This is a genomic window from Enterocloster citroniae (assembly GCF_040545455.1).
Taxonomy (GTDB): Bacteria; Bacillota; Clostridia; order Lachnospirales; family Lachnospiraceae; genus Enterocloster; species Enterocloster citroniae.
In genome coordinates, this window is the sequence record NZ_JBEPLZ010000042.1 from 1 (window position 1) to 17637 (window position 17637).

Annotated in this window: 16 protein-coding genes; 14 read left to right on the forward strand and 2 right to left on the reverse strand. The window is 47.8% G+C overall.

The features are described from left to right. Positions 1–113 precede the first annotated feature (113 nt). The 6 genes from ABID13_RS27195 to ABID13_RS27220 all read left to right on the forward strand — a co-directional run bounded on the left by ABID13_RS27195 (position 114) and on the right by ABID13_RS27220 (position 5678). Positions 114–1469: an MATE family efflux transporter gene (locus ABID13_RS27195; protein WP_048931250.1), complete on the forward strand. Its 1356-nt coding sequence runs from the start codon at positions 114–116 to the stop codon at positions 1467–1469. 371 nt (positions 1470–1840) lie between these two features. Then, positions 1841–2458 carry a type 1 glutamine amidotransferase family protein gene (locus tag ABID13_RS27200; RefSeq protein WP_007860063.1) on the forward strand — a complete coding sequence of 206 codons (618 nt, stop codon included), beginning with the start codon at positions 1841–1843 and terminating at the stop codon, positions 2456–2458. 370 nt (positions 2459–2828) lie between these two features. After that, entirely contained in the window at positions 2829–3551 is a 723-nt protein-coding gene (locus tag ABID13_RS27205) for a DUF5131 family protein (RefSeq protein ID WP_048931249.1), read from the forward strand. Positions 3552–3571: 20 nt separating this feature from the next. Then, positions 3572–4555 (forward strand): flavodoxin family protein, encoded by a 984-nt coding sequence (locus tag ABID13_RS27210; RefSeq protein ID WP_048931248.1) that lies wholly within the window; start codon positions 3572–3574, stop codon positions 4553–4555. Positions 4556–4562: 7 nt separating this feature from the next. Then, entirely contained in the window at positions 4563–4703 is a 141-nt protein-coding gene (locus ABID13_RS27215) for a hypothetical protein (RefSeq protein WP_330376835.1), read from the forward strand. Positions 4704–4805: 102 nt separating this feature from the next. Continuing rightward, positions 4806–5678, forward strand: a complete 873-nt coding sequence (locus ABID13_RS27220; protein WP_048931247.1) for an alpha/beta hydrolase — start codon at positions 4806–4808, stop codon at positions 5676–5678. An 84-nt stretch (positions 5679–5762) separates the two neighbouring features. Here the strand turns inward: ABID13_RS27220 and ABID13_RS27225 are convergent, their stop codons facing one another. Further along, positions 5763–6458, reverse strand: a complete 696-nt coding sequence (locus ABID13_RS27225) for an MATE family efflux transporter (protein WP_242849322.1) — start codon at positions 6456–6458, stop codon at positions 5763–5765. 399 nt (positions 6459–6857) lie between these two features. On the opposite strand from ABID13_RS27225, the gene ABID13_RS27230 reads away from it, so the two are divergent. From ABID13_RS27230 to ABID13_RS27265, 8 genes are all read left to right on the forward strand, one after another. Beyond that, positions 6858–8204, forward strand: coding sequence for a phosphoadenosine phosphosulfate reductase (locus ABID13_RS27230; protein ID WP_007860054.1), 1347 nt, complete (start codon positions 6858–6860; stop codon positions 8202–8204). Further along, positions 8179–8721 (forward strand): IbrB-like domain-containing protein, encoded by a 543-nt coding sequence (locus ABID13_RS27235; RefSeq protein WP_007860053.1) that lies wholly within the window; start codon positions 8179–8181, stop codon positions 8719–8721. The genes ABID13_RS27230 and ABID13_RS27235 overlap by 26 nt, the downstream gene beginning before the upstream one ends. A 143-nt stretch (positions 8722–8864) precedes the next feature. Next, positions 8865–10220 carry an ABC transporter substrate-binding protein gene (locus ABID13_RS27240; protein WP_007860052.1) on the forward strand — a complete coding sequence of 452 codons (1356 nt, stop codon included), beginning with the start codon at positions 8865–8867 and terminating at the stop codon, positions 10218–10220. Between the two features lie 127 nt (positions 10221–10347). Beyond that, positions 10348–11202: a carbohydrate ABC transporter permease gene (locus ABID13_RS27245; protein ID WP_007860051.1), complete on the forward strand. Its 855-nt coding sequence runs from the start codon at positions 10348–10350 to the stop codon at positions 11200–11202. Continuing rightward, a complete protein-coding gene (locus ABID13_RS27250; protein ID WP_007860050.1) occupies positions 11202–12026 on the forward strand; it encodes a carbohydrate ABC transporter permease in 825 nt (274 codons plus the stop codon). Before ABID13_RS27245 ends, ABID13_RS27250 begins: the two co-directional genes overlap by 1 nt. Before the next feature lie 81 nt (positions 12027–12107). Beyond that, positions 12108–13862 carry a histidine kinase gene (locus ABID13_RS27255; RefSeq protein WP_048931246.1) on the forward strand — a complete coding sequence of 585 codons (1755 nt, stop codon included), beginning with the start codon at positions 12108–12110 and terminating at the stop codon, positions 13860–13862. A gap of 23 nt (positions 13863–13885) precedes the next feature. Then, positions 13886–14695 (forward strand): response regulator transcription factor, encoded by an 810-nt coding sequence (locus tag ABID13_RS27260; RefSeq protein WP_007860046.1) that lies wholly within the window; start codon positions 13886–13888, stop codon positions 14693–14695. Beyond that, positions 14673–15800 (forward strand): glucuronyl esterase domain-containing protein, encoded by a 1128-nt coding sequence (locus tag ABID13_RS27265; protein WP_007860043.1) that lies wholly within the window; start codon positions 14673–14675, stop codon positions 15798–15800. Before ABID13_RS27260 ends, ABID13_RS27265 begins: the two co-directional genes overlap by 23 nt. 55 nt (positions 15801–15855) lie before the next feature. Here ABID13_RS27265 and ABID13_RS27270 read toward each other — a convergent pair whose 3' ends face one another. Further along, positions 15856–17496 (reverse strand): diguanylate cyclase domain-containing protein, encoded by a 1641-nt coding sequence (locus ABID13_RS27270; protein WP_048931245.1) that lies wholly within the window; start codon positions 17494–17496, stop codon positions 15856–15858. Between the last annotated feature and the right edge of the window lie 141 nt (positions 17497–17637).

Below are 17637 nucleotides of genomic sequence, written 5' to 3' on the forward strand. Positions count from 1 at the left end.
CAGGCAGACTTTTCAGTGCGCCTTCCGGGCGCAAGCAGGTAACAGCCCCTTATAGGGGCAGAACAAGCCACCGGCTAAGCCGGTGGTCTTGACTGAGAAAGGAAATGAACCCAATGATTGATAAAGAGAATTTAACCACGGGAAGTGTATCTAAAAAGCTGATCGCCTTTGCGCTTCCTTTGTTGTTGGCAAACCTGCTCCAATCGTTTTACAGTATTGTAGATATGCTGGTGGTGGGCAGGATTGTTGGAAAAACAGGGCTTGCGGCCATCAGCAATGCCTCTATGGTAAGTTTTATCATCAATTCCATCTGTATTGGTGTTACAATGGGAGGGACGGTTTTGATCGCCCAGTTCAAAGGCGCCGATGACGTGAAAGGGCAGAGCGAAACAGTGGGCACATTATTTTCCCTTACCCTGACCGCGTCAGGTGTTGTCACCGCCGCTGCGCTGCTAGGGTATAAGCCGCTGTTCGGCCTGTTAAGCATCCCATCGGATGCAATGGGGGATGCCTGTGAATATATGGAGGTCATCTGCCGGGGAACGGTTTTTGTGTTTGGATATAATGGGGTATGCTCCATTATGAAAGGATTTGGGGATTCTAAAAGTCCCCTGTATTTTGTTGGGATTGCCGCCATTGTGAATATTGTTTTAGATCTGCTGTTAGTTGGCCCATTTGGAATGGGGGCCAAAGGAGCGGCATATGCAACGATCTTTTCCCAGGGTATTTCATTTGCAGCAGCGATGATCCATCTGAAACGCAGAAGCTTTATTTTTGATTTTAAGCCGGAACATTTTGTAGTCAAAAAGGATAAGCTGGCCATGATCCTAAAGGTGGGGCTGCCTACGGCTGTTCAGATGGTGGTAGTGAACATATCCTACCTTTTAATCACCGGGATGCTCAATCAGTTTGGGGTAGCGGTTGCCGCGGCCTCCGGTGTGGGCTTAAAGATCAATACGTTTGCAGGTATGCCCTGCTGGGCCGTGGGGCAGGCAGTCACAGCAATGGCAGGGCAGAACATGGGGGCGAATAACAGGGAACGGGTGAGGGAAACAACAAACACGGGACTTTGCCTTAACCTTGCAATCACCGCTGTGGCGGTATTGTTTGTCCAGATTTTTGCAGGACCGATCATCAGGCTTTTTGACCCGGTGAGCCCGGAGGTCACACGGGATGGTATCTTGTACCTTAGAATATGCTGTGGGCTTAACAGCCTGATCTATGGGGCTATGTATACCTTTGATTCCTTTGCCATTGGGGTCGGTTCCGCCAATGTCGCTATGGTAAACGCTCTTTTGGACGCGGTGGTGGTGCGGCTGCCTGTGAGCTGGCTGCTGGCATTTCCATTGTCCTTTGGATTTCCCGGTGTATATCTGGGACAGGCTCTTTCTCCCATTCTTCCGGCGGTTGCCGGGGGGCTGTATTTTAAGAGCAGAATATGGGAACGTGGGAATTTGATCAGGAGATAAGGGACGGAAGAGGAGGAGAATACGTAGATGGATCGGAAAAAGCTGATTGACCAAAGCATCGATTACATTATGCACCCACCATGTTTAAGCAGTCCATACCCACCCATGGCATGCCTATTCCTTGTAACCCGGAGCAGGCGGCACGGTTTAAAAGAGCAGAGGAATATGCGGCCCAAATTGAGTCGCCCATGGAAATGCTGCGCAGCGCAAACACGCTGACAGTGGACAGCCTGCGGGCATCATGTGCGGATGAAGTCGTTTTTTTACAATACAAAACAGGAGATTAATGATATAATAATATAATACGCAGCATGTTCATTCCGGTCAAAGGACACGCTGTATGGGAAAATAATAATTGAGGAGAAAATTGTATGAAGAAATGCATCTTATTTGTGATTTTAGAGCCATATGCCGACTGGGAGGCTGCTTATCTGTCCTCCGCCCTCCAAATGTTAGGGCAGGGTATGTATGAGGTTAAGACCGTGTCTTTGACAAAAGAGCCGGTATGCTCCATTGGAGGTTTTTGTGTATTGCCTGATTATGATATCAATTCGATTCCTGCCGATTATGAGGCGCTGATTTTGGTTGGAGGAATGGCGTGGAGGAATGAAGAAGCCCGCAGGATTCAGCCTCTTGTGGAGAAATGCCTGGAGAAAGGAAAAGTTTTGGGCGGTATATGCGATGCATCAGGGTTCCTTGGTACAGCGGGAGTTTTGAACAATGTGAATCATACAAGCAATGACCTTAATGATCTGAAACAGTGGGCAGGCAAGGCCTACACCGGGGAACAGAAATACGTTATGAGACAAGCGGTCAGGGATGGAAACATTGTCACGGCCAATGGAACGGCTCCTCTGGAGTTTGCAAAAGAAGTGCTGTTCGCCCTGAAAGCAGCCCCGGAAAAGGTTATTACAGAGTGGTATAATTTCCATAAACTAGGATGGTATAATGTGTCAATGCCGGAGGATGCAACCAGCTGGAATGAGTGACGAGCATGATTGCTCATGAGGAAAAATGTACGTTGACAATCAGCAGTTTCTTCGGGAGTATACTTAGGCTGATGGGAGGAATTTATGAAACGGTGGATACAAGTTGCATTTTTTAAAGCACTTTTTATTTCTGTTGTTTTTAACCTGATCTGTCTGATTTATGGGTCAGTGACCAGGAATCCATATAAGATATCATTATCACTGGAAGTGATCTTTTTCTTAGTGATATTCGTTGCCAATTTGTTGGAATATCTGTGGAGGAACCGAAAAAAATAATCCGGTTTTATTGCGTGTAAATATTGAGAACTGCTGACCCTGGAAAAAAGTCAGCGGTTCTTTTTGATAAAATGAGTGAATTGGGGAGAAGCCTATGAATTGGGAACCCTGGACAGGGTGTTATAAAGTAAGTGACGGATGTACGAATTGTTATTTCTATGGGCCCCATGGGAAACGCTATGGTCAAAATACCATACAAATGACTGATCAATTTGATTGGCCCATCAGGAAAAAAGCTAAGGGCGAATATAACATAAAGGGAAATAAAATCCTTGCCACCTGTTTTGCCACTGACTTTTTCCTGCCTGAAGCGGATGAATGGCGCAAAGAAGCATGGTCCATGATCAGGGAACGGACAGATATAGAATTTCTGATCCTGACAAAGCGGATCGACCGCTTCCTTGTATCCCTTCCATCTGATTGGGGCCGGGGATATGACAATGTGAATATTGGATGTACGGTAGAAAACCAAAAAATAGCTGATTACAGACTTCCGCTGTTCTTATCCCATCCCATCAAGCGGAGGTTTATCGCATGTGCCCCGCTGTTGGAGGCAATAGACCTGTCTCCGTATCTTTATGGCGTGGAACATGTTACAGTTGGGGGTGAGACAGGGCGGGAGGCCCGGGAATGTGATTATGACTGGGTGCTTAATATCAGAGAGCAATGTGTGAAAGCCAATGTTACATTCTGGTTTAAAAATACAGGTTCATTTTTTAAACAAAAGGGCATTGTTGAAAAGGTGAATCCATACAAGCAAAACAGTTTGGCAAGAGAGCTTGGTATCGATATCTCAGATGGGAAACGGTTGTTTTAGATGAAGCTGGAGGTGTGCATATGAAGATCCTGGTGCTAAACGGCAGTCCCAAAGGGGAGCGCAGCAATACCATGGAGCTGACAAAAGCCTTTTGTGAAGGAATCGGGCAAAGGGTGGAGATACAGACGGAAATCGTGCCTGTTTACCAGAAAAAGATACAGGACTGTCTGGGATGTTTCCGATGCTGGAGTGTCACCCCGGGAACCTGCTGCCTCCAGGATGATGTGGCAGGGATCATTGAACAAATCCTTGAAGCTGATTTGATTATATGGAGTATTCCTCTGTACTATTTCGGCCTGCCCTCCCGGCTTAAGGCTCTCATGGACCGGCAGCTGCCCATGAGTTTGCCATTTATGTCAAAAGGTAAGGAGAGCGGCGGACATCCCGGACGGTACGATCTATCCGGCAAACGTTATGCCGCTATCTCTACCTGCGGATTTTATACGCCCCAGGGTAATTATGATGGGGTAAATACCCAATTTGACCGGATATACGGCAAGGATGGCTATATATCCGTCTATTGTGGGGAAGGGGAGCTGTTCCGTGTTCCTGCCCTGAGAAAACGCGTTGATGAATACTTAAGCTGGGTACGCCGGGCGGGAAGGGAGTTGGCCGTGAGTTTCATTTCGCCGGCTTCTGATTCTGCCCCATCTGCGGCTGGTCCTATCTCGTCTGCCACATGGGAGCTGCTGACCCAGCCATTGGTGCCCCGTGATGCGTTTGAAGAGATGGCTGACGCTGACTGGGGGGTCCGCGGGGAGCGTACAGATTGGGCGGAGCGTGGGGAGCAGAATGGTGTGCAGCCGGATCCCTCCCTGAATTTCACCCGTCAGATGGCGGCGTTCTATAACAAAGGGGCTTGGGGAGGCAGGGACCGTGCAGGCTACCGCTGTCAGCTTATTATTCCATCAACAATTTCCGGGGCAGACAGGAGTGGGAAAATCCCCTGTTTCTGCGCACCAACCGCATCCTTACCGCCTGCTGGGGAGCTCTGTACCTGGTGACCCCACTGTGGACGTATTTTCTGCTGCTGACACCCTTTGCCCCATGGACAGGGGCGGTCAACTTGGCGCTTCCGGTTCTGCTGGGGATTTTTACCGCATGGTTTCAGAGGTGGTATCCGGCTTATTATGCGGGCAGAGGGATGTATAATGCATGATGCGGTATTCCGGTTGAATCAGAAAATAATATGTTGCCGGAGGAATCGGCATGATTGTGAGCCGATGAACAAATTGCAGTAGTAGGAGGCAATAAATGGAAATCAAGGTGCCGGAGAAAGTATCGCAGTTTGTACAAAAACGTAGAAGTGTCTGTTGGGAAGCGGCAAAGAAAGAGCACGTGACTGCAAAGAAAGTTTATGTTCCTGCTGGGGATGGGCGGATAAGATGCCTGGTTTACCGCCCCGAAAGGAATGAGGATAATCTGCCTGTGTTTTTTGATATTCACGGAGGCGGCTTTAATCATGACGTTCCAGAAGCCGACAACATTTTCTGCCGGAAAATTATCGCTGCATTGGATGTATGCGTGATTAGTCCCGATTATCGGCTGGCACCGGAGTTTCCATATCCGCAGGGACAATTGGACGTGTATGATGTGATAAAATATGTATATGCCAATCCAGGGGAATTCGGAATCGACAGTAAGCGAATGGCGATCGGAGGTCATAGTGCGGGAGGAAACTTTGCGGCAGCTATCTGTCTGAGGGAAGCGAAGGAAAAAGAAATTAATTTTTGCTGTCAGATCCTGGATTATCCGGTTTTGGACATGTATACTCCAGCCGCTGATAAGTTTTACGTTAAGGGGGCAGTACCGCCTGATATTTCTGAATTGTTTAATCTATGCTACCGGCTTCCGGAACAAGCTAAAGAGATATATTGCTCGCCTATTTTTGCAGAGGATGATCTTCTTAGAGAACTGCCCCCGGCCTTGGTAATAACGGCTGAGTTGGATTCACTGCGGGACGAGGCGGAGCAATATGCCCTGAGAATGGCAAAAAACGGGGTGGAGGTGACAATGATGCGCTTCCAGAGTGTTGCCCATGGCTTTACGGTGAATGGGCGGGATGACACCGAGGCGGACAGGGCGCATTGGATGATGATCGGGATGCTGAGGCGATATCTTTTCTAGACTGGAGCATGAACCTATTGATATGGCAGAACGGTTTTCATATTTGACACCGGTAAAATTGGAAAACCCATTCAGACCCGCCCATCATCTGTGTGGTAGGCGCTGTATCTCCAATTCCCTCCCCCTCACTACGATCCGAGGTACAAAAAACAGCATCATAAAGATCCAGCAGACCCCTTCCGCATAGGGGATGGCCATATTGGCAAGAGGAGCGGCAAAGAGATAGGAAAGCATAATGCGGATGCAAAGGGCTGCAATGCCGGCCATGCTTGAGTACACTACATCACCCATACCCTCCACCGCACCCCTGAATGCGGTTGCCATACCATAAAAAATGTAAAAAACAGCAATGCTCCTAAAAAAGGAATGGCCGATTCCAATGGCCTCTGTGTCCAGACCGAATATGGAGACCAGGCGTCCGCCAAACAGGATCATGACAGCGGACAAAAACAGGGAAATGACCGCCATCATAGCCATGCCTGTGCCCAGATACCCTTTGATTGAACCTTGTCTGCCTGCGCCTTTGCTTTGGGCCACCATGGTTGAGATGGCGGATCCCAGATTGACAATGGGCAGCAGCATGATTGAGTCAATGCGGTAGGCACAAGTGACTGCAGCTACCGTATGGGAGCCAAAGCCATTCATAAAGTTTTGTAAGATGATGTTCCCAAGGGATGTTACGCTGGATTGTATGGCGGGCGGGAAACCAAATTTACAGCCCTGCTTAACTATAAAGAGTACTTTCGGAGTCTCCCCGGCACCCATTTTTGGGCTGAGCACCAGGAGACTCCGAGAGTACATTAAAAAATACCGTATGCGAAATAGCCTCGCATACGGTAGGTGCTCACCCGTTCATGTATATCAACCAAGTTGAATTTTGTAACAGTTTATCATGTGGGATGACGGCTGTCAAGATGGGACCGGATTCACAGGGAAAATGGATTACCAATGGAGTACATTACAATTTTTTGGAAAATAATATTGACACTGCAAAAAAAAATCTATAAACTTAATTATAAGTCTATAGAGATCGGCTTAAAGTATTTGACTCCCGGTCCTTACATATGGGACAAAACATAATTGTGAATAGATTAGGAAATGTTGCGGGCAATAGAAGCTGGGAGTATATTCTCCGGGCTTTTTTTGCTATTTAGGGTTAATCACATATGGGGAAAGACGATGAAGAGAGAATATCTAAAGCAGAATGTTTACGAAGCATTATTAGACAGGTTACATTTTATCTTTGAGGAATTTGAAAACATCTATGTTTCTTTTTCAGGCGGAAAGGACAGCGGCCTGCTTTTAAATCTGGTCCTGGATTACAGAAATAAATATGCTCCGGACAGGCGGATCGGCGTGTTCCATCAGGATTTTGAGGCTCAGTACACAGTGACGACCGAATATATTGAACGGACGCTTGAGCGCATTAAAAATGAGGCAGAACTGTATTGGGTCTGTTTACCCATGGCCACCAGGACTGCTTTGAGCAGCTATGAAATGTACTGGTATCCCTGGGATGACACCAAACAGGAACTTTGGGTCAGGGACATGCCCGACAAGGAGTATGTGATCAATCTGTCCAATAATCCGATCACTACCTACCGCTATCGTATGCACCAGGAGGATCTGGCAAAGCAGTTTGGGCGGTGGTACCGGAAAAAACATGGAGATAAAAAGACAATCAGTTTGCTTGGGATCCGTGCGGATGAATCCCTTCAGCGCTACAGCGGCTTTTTGAACAGAAAATACGGATATAAGGGAGAATGCTGGATCAGCAAACAATTTAAGGACGTGTGGTGTGCCTCCCCCTTATATGATTGGAGTGTCAGGGATGTATGGCATGCCAATTATCTGTTCTCTTATGATTACAACGGCCTTTATGACCTCTACCATAAGGCAGGGCTTACCGTGTCCCAGATGCGGGTGGCTTCCCCGTTTAACGATTATTCAAAGGATGCCATTAATCTGTACCGGGTGATCGATCCGGAAATCTGGTGCAGGCTGGTGGGACGGGTCCAGGGAGCTAATTTTTCCGCCATTTACGGGAGGACAAAGGCCATGGGATACCGCAGCATCACTTTGCCGCCGGGCCACACCTGGAAATCATACACACAGTTCCTGCTGGACACACTTCCCAAGCGGCTTCGCAATAATTACATACGGAAGTTTAACACATCCATACGTTTCTGGCATGAAACAGGAGGCGGCCTGGATGAAGATGTCATACAGGAGCTGGAGCAGAACGGATACAGGATCAGGCGCAACGGTGTTTCTAATTATACCCTGAATAAAAAGTCCCGCATTGTTTTTCTGGGACCCATTCCTGACAACACGGATAATATCAGATCAACCAAGGACATACCAAGCTGGAAACGGATGTGTTACTGCATCCTTAAAAATGATCACACATGCCGGTTTATGGGATTTGGCATGACGCGCCAGCAGCAGGACCGCCTAAAGCTGATCAAGAAAAAATACGAAAGCATAGAGGATTTCAATTATGAGTTATCAAAGCCCTGTATATAACGTAATTGCCGTTCCAATTGAAAAAGTAAAGCCTAATACCTACAACCCCAATAAGGTAGCTCCTCCTGAGAGGCGTCTTCTGTATGAGAGCATCAAGGAAGACGGTTACACCATGCCGGTGGTCTGCTATTATGCCAAGGCTCAGGACCTCTATCTGATCGTGGATGGATTTCACCGCTATCAGGTCATGCTTGACCATCCGGACATATACGAAAGGGAGCAGGGGCTTTTGCCCGTCTCTGTGATTGATAAACCCATTGACAAACGGATGGCCAGCACGATCCGCCATAACAGGGCAAGGGGCACCCACAATGTGGATCTGATGAGCAATATTGTGAAGGAGCTGCATGAATTGGGGCGTTCAGATGCATGGATTTCCAAACATCTGGGAATGGACAGGGATGAGATCCTGCGCCTCAAACAGATCACAGGGCTGGCCACCCTGTTTCGGGATGTCAAATTTGGCCAGGCCTGGCGTCCGGTGGAGGACGATCAGGATTGGGATGATGGGCGATAGGTTCTGTGGTTTGTGTATATTGTACGATTCGTAACGGATAAATAACAAGAAATATAATAATATGGCTAAAATTTCCTATATAAGTCCAGGCTCTGGTCTGTTAAAATTCTGGTATAACAACTGACAGAAGAGGAGGATGTATTATGAGGAAGTTTTGTAAACGCACATCGGCTCTGGCATTAGCGGCCTTGCTGGCAGCATCGGCGTCAGGCTGTTCATCCGGTACAGGGAGCCAGACCACGGCAACGCCGGATACAACTGCCCAGACAGAGATTTCCAATGAGGAATCAAAAACAGAGGAAAGCAAAGATACGGGAGAACCGGTTACGATCCGCCTGGTACACTATATGGGGGAGCAGGCCAAGAGAGACGCGCTGGACGCCATGCTGGCGGCCTTTAGTGAGGCTCATCCGGAAATCAAGGTGGATGTGGAGGTGGTTGCATCCTCCTCCTATATTGCCACTTATAAGAATTATATTGCTGCCGGGGAGGCTCCGGATATCATGTTTGGAAAGCCTCAGACCATGCAGGAATTTGTGGACGGCGGATATTTCATGGACCTTAAGGATGAGGCGTGTATGGCCAATGTACTGCCCATGCTGGTGGATGAGTGCACGGTAAACGGCGGTGTGTACGGTTTCCCCATTGATGCTCAGGTAAAAGCAACGTTCTATAACAAGAAAATGTTCCAGGAGGCCGGAGTGGAGGTCCCCGCTACCAAGGGCGAGCTTTTTAAGGTGTGCGATACATTCATGGATCAGGGAGTTTATCCCTTTGTCCATCCCTATAATTTCATACACGGCGTATTCCATGAGCTGGATTCCTTCTTCACCAGCATGGCGGCGGCTACAGGTAATGAAAATGTGTGGATGGATTCACAGAATGGCGTTAAGGATCTATCCGGCAATCCTGCCGTGGTAGAAGCAATGGAAATGTTCTCAAAGTTTGCATCCTATAAGGACGCAGGAGATACGGCTGTTGACCAGACCCAGGGCATCCAGAACTTTGCAGCAGGCCAAAGACCCATGTACATGAACGGCGGATGGCTGATGGGGGATGTGATTGCTGCAAGCCCGGATGGAGAATTCGGAATGTTCCCCACACCATGGTCCGATAATCCGGAGGAGAACAAACTCTGGATCGGAATTGATGATGTGTTTGTTGTTTCCCAGCAGACGGAACACAGGGATGAAGTTATGACACTGCTCAACTTCTTTGCCAATGAGGAAAGCTCTAAAACATGGATGAGCACTGCCAAGCTTATGACCAGCAATATAACGGTTCCCACCGATGATGCTGATGCGTTTATCAAAGAAATAAAGTCATATATTGACAATGACATGATCGTATCCAAGAGTCTGGTGCCTGATTATACATCCGAGTATTCCACTGCGTTCCGCACCAAACTCCAGGAATTTGTCACGCTGGATGACAGCCAGAGAGATGTCACAAAATTGCTGAAAGATATTGATGATGAGATAGCATCGATCCGGCAGTAGTTTCTCAAATACATATGATCTGGTTAAAGGTCAGGGAGGTCCGGTTTCCGGTCCTCCCTGATGTGCAGTCAGCCGGTACAGTGCGCTGTCAAAACCAGAGCGTGCAGACAAGAAAATGGAGGGAAAGATGAACCATAAGATGAAAAAAAGGCTTCAGGAATTTACATTCATATTACCGGCCCTGATCATGTTTACGATCTTTGTGGCCTATCCTTTTTTACAGGGTTTTCCCATATCCTTTACCAAATGGGACGGTATGAGTCCCGGAAAGACATTTGTGGGAATAAGTAATTATTTGAGGATTTTCAAAGATGTAAATGTTATTAATGCCACAAAGAATACCCTGGTATTCACGGCAGTGACCATGATATTTTCAAACCTTCTGGGCCTGCTGTTTGCCCTGATGATCTCCAAGGTATCAAAGCTGAACAATGTGCTCAGGACCTGTATCTTTGTACCCTATTGCCTCAGCCTTGTGTTGTCATCCTATATATGGAGATATGTGTACAGTGATGTGTTTTATGATATATTCGGCATACCAAGTCCTCTGGGAAGCACTACCTGGGTCATGCTGGGGTTGGCAGTGATATCCGTATGGAGGGATGCTGGTTACTGTATGGTAGTGTACATTGCAGCCATACAGGGAGTATCCATTGATTATTATGAAGCGGCTGAACTGGAAGGGGCTACGGTGTGGCAAAAATTTAAGGACATAACATTTCCCATGATCGCACCAGCTGTCACCACCAATTTCACACTGCTTCTGGCATGGGGCATGAAAGTGTTTGATTATCCCATGGCAGCTACTGCAGGCGGTCCCGGACGAGCTTCGGAGACAGTGGCCATGCTGATCTACAATAACCTGTTCACCTATTTCCGGGCCGGTTACGGCCAGGCGATCGCGGTGGTATTTACCATTGCCATATTTGCTATAAGCACCATTGTTTCCAGAAGTCTGAGAGCCAGGGAGGTGGAAGTATAATGAAGCATATGGTAAAAAACAGACTATTCCTGATTCTTAAGCTTGTGGTCACCCTGTTTGTTATCAGTCCTTTCTATATTGCCGTCATTTATTCAGTCAAGTCAAAGCCTGAAATGGTCAGTAACCGGCTGGCATTTCCAAAGGTGATCCACTGGGATAACTTTACAAGGGCCATCGAGACTTCCAATTTTGGTCTGGCCATGAAAAACAGCTTATTCACCACGGTTGCGGCCGTGTTGGTGATCACACTGATCTGTACCATGTCAGCCTACATCATAGCAAGAAAAAATAACCGGTTTTATAATGCTGTTTATTATATATTTGTGGGTGCCATGATCATTCCCTTTCAGTCGATCATGACGCCGTTGTACATTGATATGACAAAATGGAGGCTGTTAAATACGCTTTATGGATTTATTATGGCCAAAATCGGTTTTCAAATCGCTTTTACAGTACTGCTTGTCTCCGGGTTTGTGAAAGGTATCCCAAGGGAACTGGAGGAGGCTGCAGCCATTGACGGCGCCGGTATTTATTCCATATTTTTCCGCATTGTATTTCCACTGATGAAGCCGATCATTCTCACGTCCGTGGTGCTTAACACCCTGAATGTTTGGAATGATTTCCAGATGTCCCTTACTCTTCTTCAGAAAAAAACAGTGCGCAACGTGCCTTTGACCCAATACTTCTTTTTTGGGGAGAACAGCATCGAGTTGGGGCTGGCATTTGCTCTGTTTATCCTGTCCATGATACCTATATTAATACTTTATCTGACCCTTCAGAAATATATCATAGGTGGTATCACATCCGGAGCTGTAAAGGGCTGAGTATGGCCGGTCTGCCCCCCGCACGCATTGACAGAAACAGGGACGGTTGCTATATTTGGAAAATAATAGCGGAGGTGGGGAATGGAACAACAGGGGAACAGGATTCATTTCAGAAAAACATTATACTGTAAAATGATTGTGGTCACCCTTCTTTTGGGAGTCACGTTTTTTCTTGCACTATTGTGGATCTATAAAGCCAGCTGCAGCCGGTTTGAGGAGGAGCTGACATACCATTCCGACACGCTCACAGAACAAATTTGCCAGAATGTGGATATTACCCTGAAGGAACTGGTGGAGAAGACCGTGCCCTTAACAGCCACCAATGAGCGGTTTGGTCCATTGCTCAGCGCGGTGAGGGATGAGGATGTGGGAAAGGAGATCCCATTTCAGCGTCTCAGGATCCGGAATCATCTGGAAGAAATGTTGAGCATGAATGATGATATCAACTGGATGGCGGTCATTGACAGAAGAAATGAGATCTATCTGGCATACCGCGATTCCAGGCCCCGGAATACGGTGCCTGGAAGCATTGAACTTCTTTCCCTGTACCTGGATAATAAGGAAAACCTTTCAAACAGACCCGGCAATGTGGTCTGGCTGACAAGCAGCAATGAGGATGGGCTTGTGCTGATGCGTTCCGTTTTTGACACTAATACCATGCAGTTTTGCGGATCTATTGCGGCAGAGGTGAAAAACACATCGCTGAAAGCCATCTTTGAACACATTGACAGCAGCAAGGTGGGAAATTTTACTCTGTATGACAGGAACGGGATGCCCATATATTCTACGGATATCCAAGTAACTGGGGGCAGTCAGGACAGAGGAGAACGTGAAAGCGGCCGGGGGAGGGCCAGGGATTACCTTTATGCGGAATACCCTATTAACAGGGGAAAGCTGAAGATCGCCCATGTCATTGATATGACGGAGAAAAACCGAAGGTTCTCGGACCTTTTATATCTTATATCAGGAATCGGTTTCCTTGTATTTTTAGTGATCCTGGTTTCTCTTTGGCTCATGTTCGGAAATATGGCTAAGAACCTGAAGATACTTCTGGATAACATTCACCGTGTATCCGAGGGAGACTTCGACCTGGAACCCACCCTGTTCCGGAAAGGGGATGAGATGGATGTTCTTGCATTTAACATACAGGAAATGTCGGGCAGGATCAAGGCCCTGATGGACCAGGTGGTGAGGGATAAGGAGATACAGCAGCAGAACCAATACCAGCTATTGGAATTTCGGTATCATGAACTTCAGTCCCAGGTGAATCCCCATTTTCTTTTTAATATCCTTCAGTCCATTAATGGGATTGCGCAGATCAACGGAGATAAGCAGGTCAGCCGGCTGATCTGTATGCTGTCCAAATTTTTCAGAGGGAATCTGGAGCGCAGGAATGTGTCCTGCCAACTCAGGGAAGAGCTGGAATATTCTAAGAATTATCTGGAGCTTTATAAGGACATATATCCGGACAGGCTGAATATCAAATGGGATGTGGACCAGCGTTTCCTCCATGTCAGGATACCGACCTATATCCTGCAGCCGATCGTGGAAAATTCCCTGGTACACGGTATGGAGCCTATGATCGGAACCTGTACCATATGGATCAGGGTCAAGGAGGAAGATGGGTGTCTGGTCATACGTATCTGGGATGACGGGGAGGGCATAGAGCCGGAGAAGCTGATGTGGGTAATGGCCGGAAGGGATGAGTCAAGACATATCGGTATACGGAATGTGCAGGACAGGATCCAAATGCTTTACGGGAACGAATATGGACTTTCCATCCGGTCGGAGTATCATGAATATACAGAGGTCAAGCTTACACTGCCGCTGGGGTGATTGCGTGAAAAGGAGGGATGAAAATGTATTCGGTGGTAATTATTGATGACAACAAGATTGCAGTGGAAGCAATTTCCAAATCCACGGATTGGGAAAAATTCGGTTGCCGTGTTGCCGGAACTGCATATGACGGAGTTGCAGGTCTAAAACTGATCCACAATTCGGCTCCTGATATTGTGATCATTGATATTCAGATGCCGGGTTTTAACGGGCTGGATGTGATCAAGAAAATCCAGGGTACCAGGAAAGATATCCGGTTCATCATCATTTCAGGCTACAGCCAGTTTGAATACGCACAGCAGGCGATCCGATACGGTGTAAGTGATTATCTGTTAAAGCCTATATTGACAGAGGAAATGGAGCAGGCATTAAAGCATGTGACGGACACGCTGCACAAAAAGGAGGCGGGGACGGCTCCTGGCCATATGGACAGTCTGGAGAGGAGAATCTATGGAATCCGCTCCGGCAAGGACGGCTATTCATCCATGGTATCCCAGGCGATCAGCTACGTGGACCGGAATATCAACCGCAACATTTCCCTTCGGGATGTGTGCGATGAGCTTTTGGTTTCCATGTCTTATTTTAGCAAATGCTTTAAAAAGGAAACAGGGGCAGGCTTCTCTTCCTATGTCACCATGGTGAAAATGGAGAACGCCAGGATCCTGCTTAAAAATCCTAAAAACAGGGTCAACGAAGTGGCGCATATGCTGGGATACAGCGACTACGCGTATTTTTTCCAGGTTTTTAAAAAGCAGTTTGGCTATGCGCCCAGCGATATAAAACTCAATGTCAAAAAGGAGGACAAGAAAAATGATCCAAATGCCGGAAAATAAGAGAAATGTGCCGTCTGTACTCACATGCATGGACGGTACCGTTGTAAGAGACAGCAGGCGTTGGTTTGAAACACGCAGGCCGGAGATACTGGAACTGTTCAGGGATCAGGAATATGGGCGTTTGCCCGATATGAAGGATGTGGAAATAAAAATCCGGGCGGCGGATTCGAGGCAGGGGCCGAACGTGATGGAGGGCCGTGCTGTGCGCAGGACGGTGGAAGTGGAGGCTATCCGGGGAGAAAATCATTTCAGTTTTAATTTTGTGGTATTTATCCCTGTGGGGATGAGACAACCGGTGCCTGCCTTTATCACCATCTGCAACCGCGGAATCAGGGACAGCGATCCTGCCAGACATTTTCTCAGTCCTTTTTATCCGGCAGAGACTATCATCTCTAGGGGATATGCCTGCGCATCCTTCCGCACACAGGAAGTAGCTCCGGATTATGATGAGGGATTCAGTACCTGTTTTCACAAATTGTTTCCCGAGTACAGAGAGAACCGTCCATTAGACGCATGGGGAGCCATAACCGTGTGGGCCTGGGCGGCCAGCAGGATCATGGATTATTTTGAAACTGATCCTCTGATCGATGAAAAGAGAGTGGCTGTGGTGGGACATTCCCGTGGGGGAAAGACGGCTCTGTGGTGTACGGCACAGGATGAGCGCTTTGCCATGGCTGTGAGCAGCTGTGCGGGCAACAGCGGGGATGCCATAGCCCGGGGGTCCAAAGGGGAGCGGATCAAGGATATTGCCAACCGGTTTCCCTACTGGTTTTGCGCTAATTACCAGAAGTATAAGGACAGGGAGGAGGAACTTCCCTTTGACCAGCACATGCTGCTGGCCCTCATTGCCCCCAGACTGGTTTATACCACATCCAGGACATTTGACAGCTGGGCAGACCCCGAAGGGCAGTTTGAATCCTGTGTCCAGGCAGATCCGGTTTACCGGCTGTTAGGTGTGCCCGGGATTGCTGAGAGGGAAATGCCCCTCCCAGAACACCCGCTGCATGAGGGGAGGATCGGGCATCACCATAAGACAGGGAACCATGATATGGACGAATATGACTGGAACTGCTTTATGGATTTTGCGGACAGGCATATGAGGTGAGAAAACAAGCCTGAGCCGGTTCCCATCACGGCGTCTCTCCCGCGCCCGCCGCCTTCTACCTGGAGGAGATACCCGAAGAATACATGGTAAATCGGTTCTTTCCATGGTATTTAGAATAGTATAAAGCCTTATCCGCATATTTGATCACGGTCTGAAGTTCCGTGCTGTCCTCCGGATAGACAGCGCAGCCTATGCTGCATCCCACCTGGATTTCGTGAGTTTCGCAGGGAAACGGCCGGTTGATGGCCTCAATGATATGGCGGGCAATAGGTTCTATAACCGAAACAGCAGCGCCAACCGGGACAATGAGTGCAAGCAAAAATTCATCTCCGCCAATTCGGGAAAGGATTTCGTTGCTGCGGGCCGCTGTGGTAAGCCGGCTGGAAATCTCGATCAATAGCTTGTCCCCAATGTCATGGCCATACCGGTCATTTACGATCTTGAATCCGTCCAGATCCAGATAGAGGATTGCAAGGGAGTGAGATAGGGGATCAAGGGTCTTACTGCACTGATTGATAGAGTTTTCAAATCCCAGCCTGTTTTTTAGGCTTGTGAGAGGATCGGTGGTGGCGATGGTTTTCATTTCGCTCAATGCCGCGTCAGTTATGTTCAGATCGCTGAACAGGTTGGAGAGGGCTGATTCAAGGTTTTCAAGTTCGCAGATACCGTTGGAATCAGGCATGGGTACCTTGCGGCCGGATTTGAGAAGGGTAGCCACTTCAGATAGCCGGTTCAGGGGCTCTGTAAGCTTTTTTGAAATGATGGAACTGAGCATCATAAATAAAAGCAAAAGAACTCCTCCGCTTGCGATCAGCAGCAACACCAGCTGCACAATATTATTGTATGCAATCTCCACCGGCTGGCGGACAACAATGGTCCACCCAAGGCCGTCATAGTCGTCATAACCGGTTGAGGCGGTAAAACCAGTTAAATATGTTTGATCGTCAGGCCAGGTGATGGAGGCCCATTGGCGGTCGTTGTCCTGATCCGTTTTGGCCATTGTCTGAACCAGGGATGCGCCGATGAGTTTCTTTGGCCCAAGCAAAACATCATGATCCTTACTGAGCACCAGAACCTCCATCTTTTGGCTGTCACGGAATGATTCAGTGGTCATGGAAACACGTTCCTGCGCCCAGTCCCAATTCAGGTGGGCAGCCAAAACACCCTTAAAATCCCCGTTCTGGTCGTAAAGGGGGGAGCTGATATCAACAAAACGGAGCGGCTCATTGGCTGGATTGGGCAGCAGGTCTGAAAGCAGCAGGGCTTCATGAACATCCCCGATAAAATCCCCCTTGGCCCCTTGGATAAATACAGGCCGTTCAGAAATATCCGAATCCAGCAGGATATCGCCGCTGGACGCTTTGACTATGCCGTCCGCATCCGTAACCCCCACCCAGGAAAAGGATGGAAATGAATCATGAAGCTGGTTGATCAACGTGGAGGTAATCTGGTAACTGTCATCGGTGACAAGTACGTCTGCTGCCTTCAGCAGATCCAGCTGGTGATAGTGGTTCCACATAAACTGATCCAGCTGCATGGAAATCTGCCTGGCCGTGTCGGCCAGGTTTTCGCCGGTTTCAGCCTGCAGTTTATAGCTGGAGCACAGGCCGATGATCACCGAAAGGGTTGTAATGATGCATATTGTGAATATCGTAAAATACTTGTTTATCTTTGTCTGCAGTTTCTCTGATTTCATAAGGTCCCAATCCCCGTTACAGTGTATAGTATAATGACTATGAGCAAATGTATAGTCTTAGCAATAGTCTACCACTATGATGGAAGGTTGTCATTAACAATACTCGTTTCATATCGCAGATTCTTGCAAAACTATTTGTGT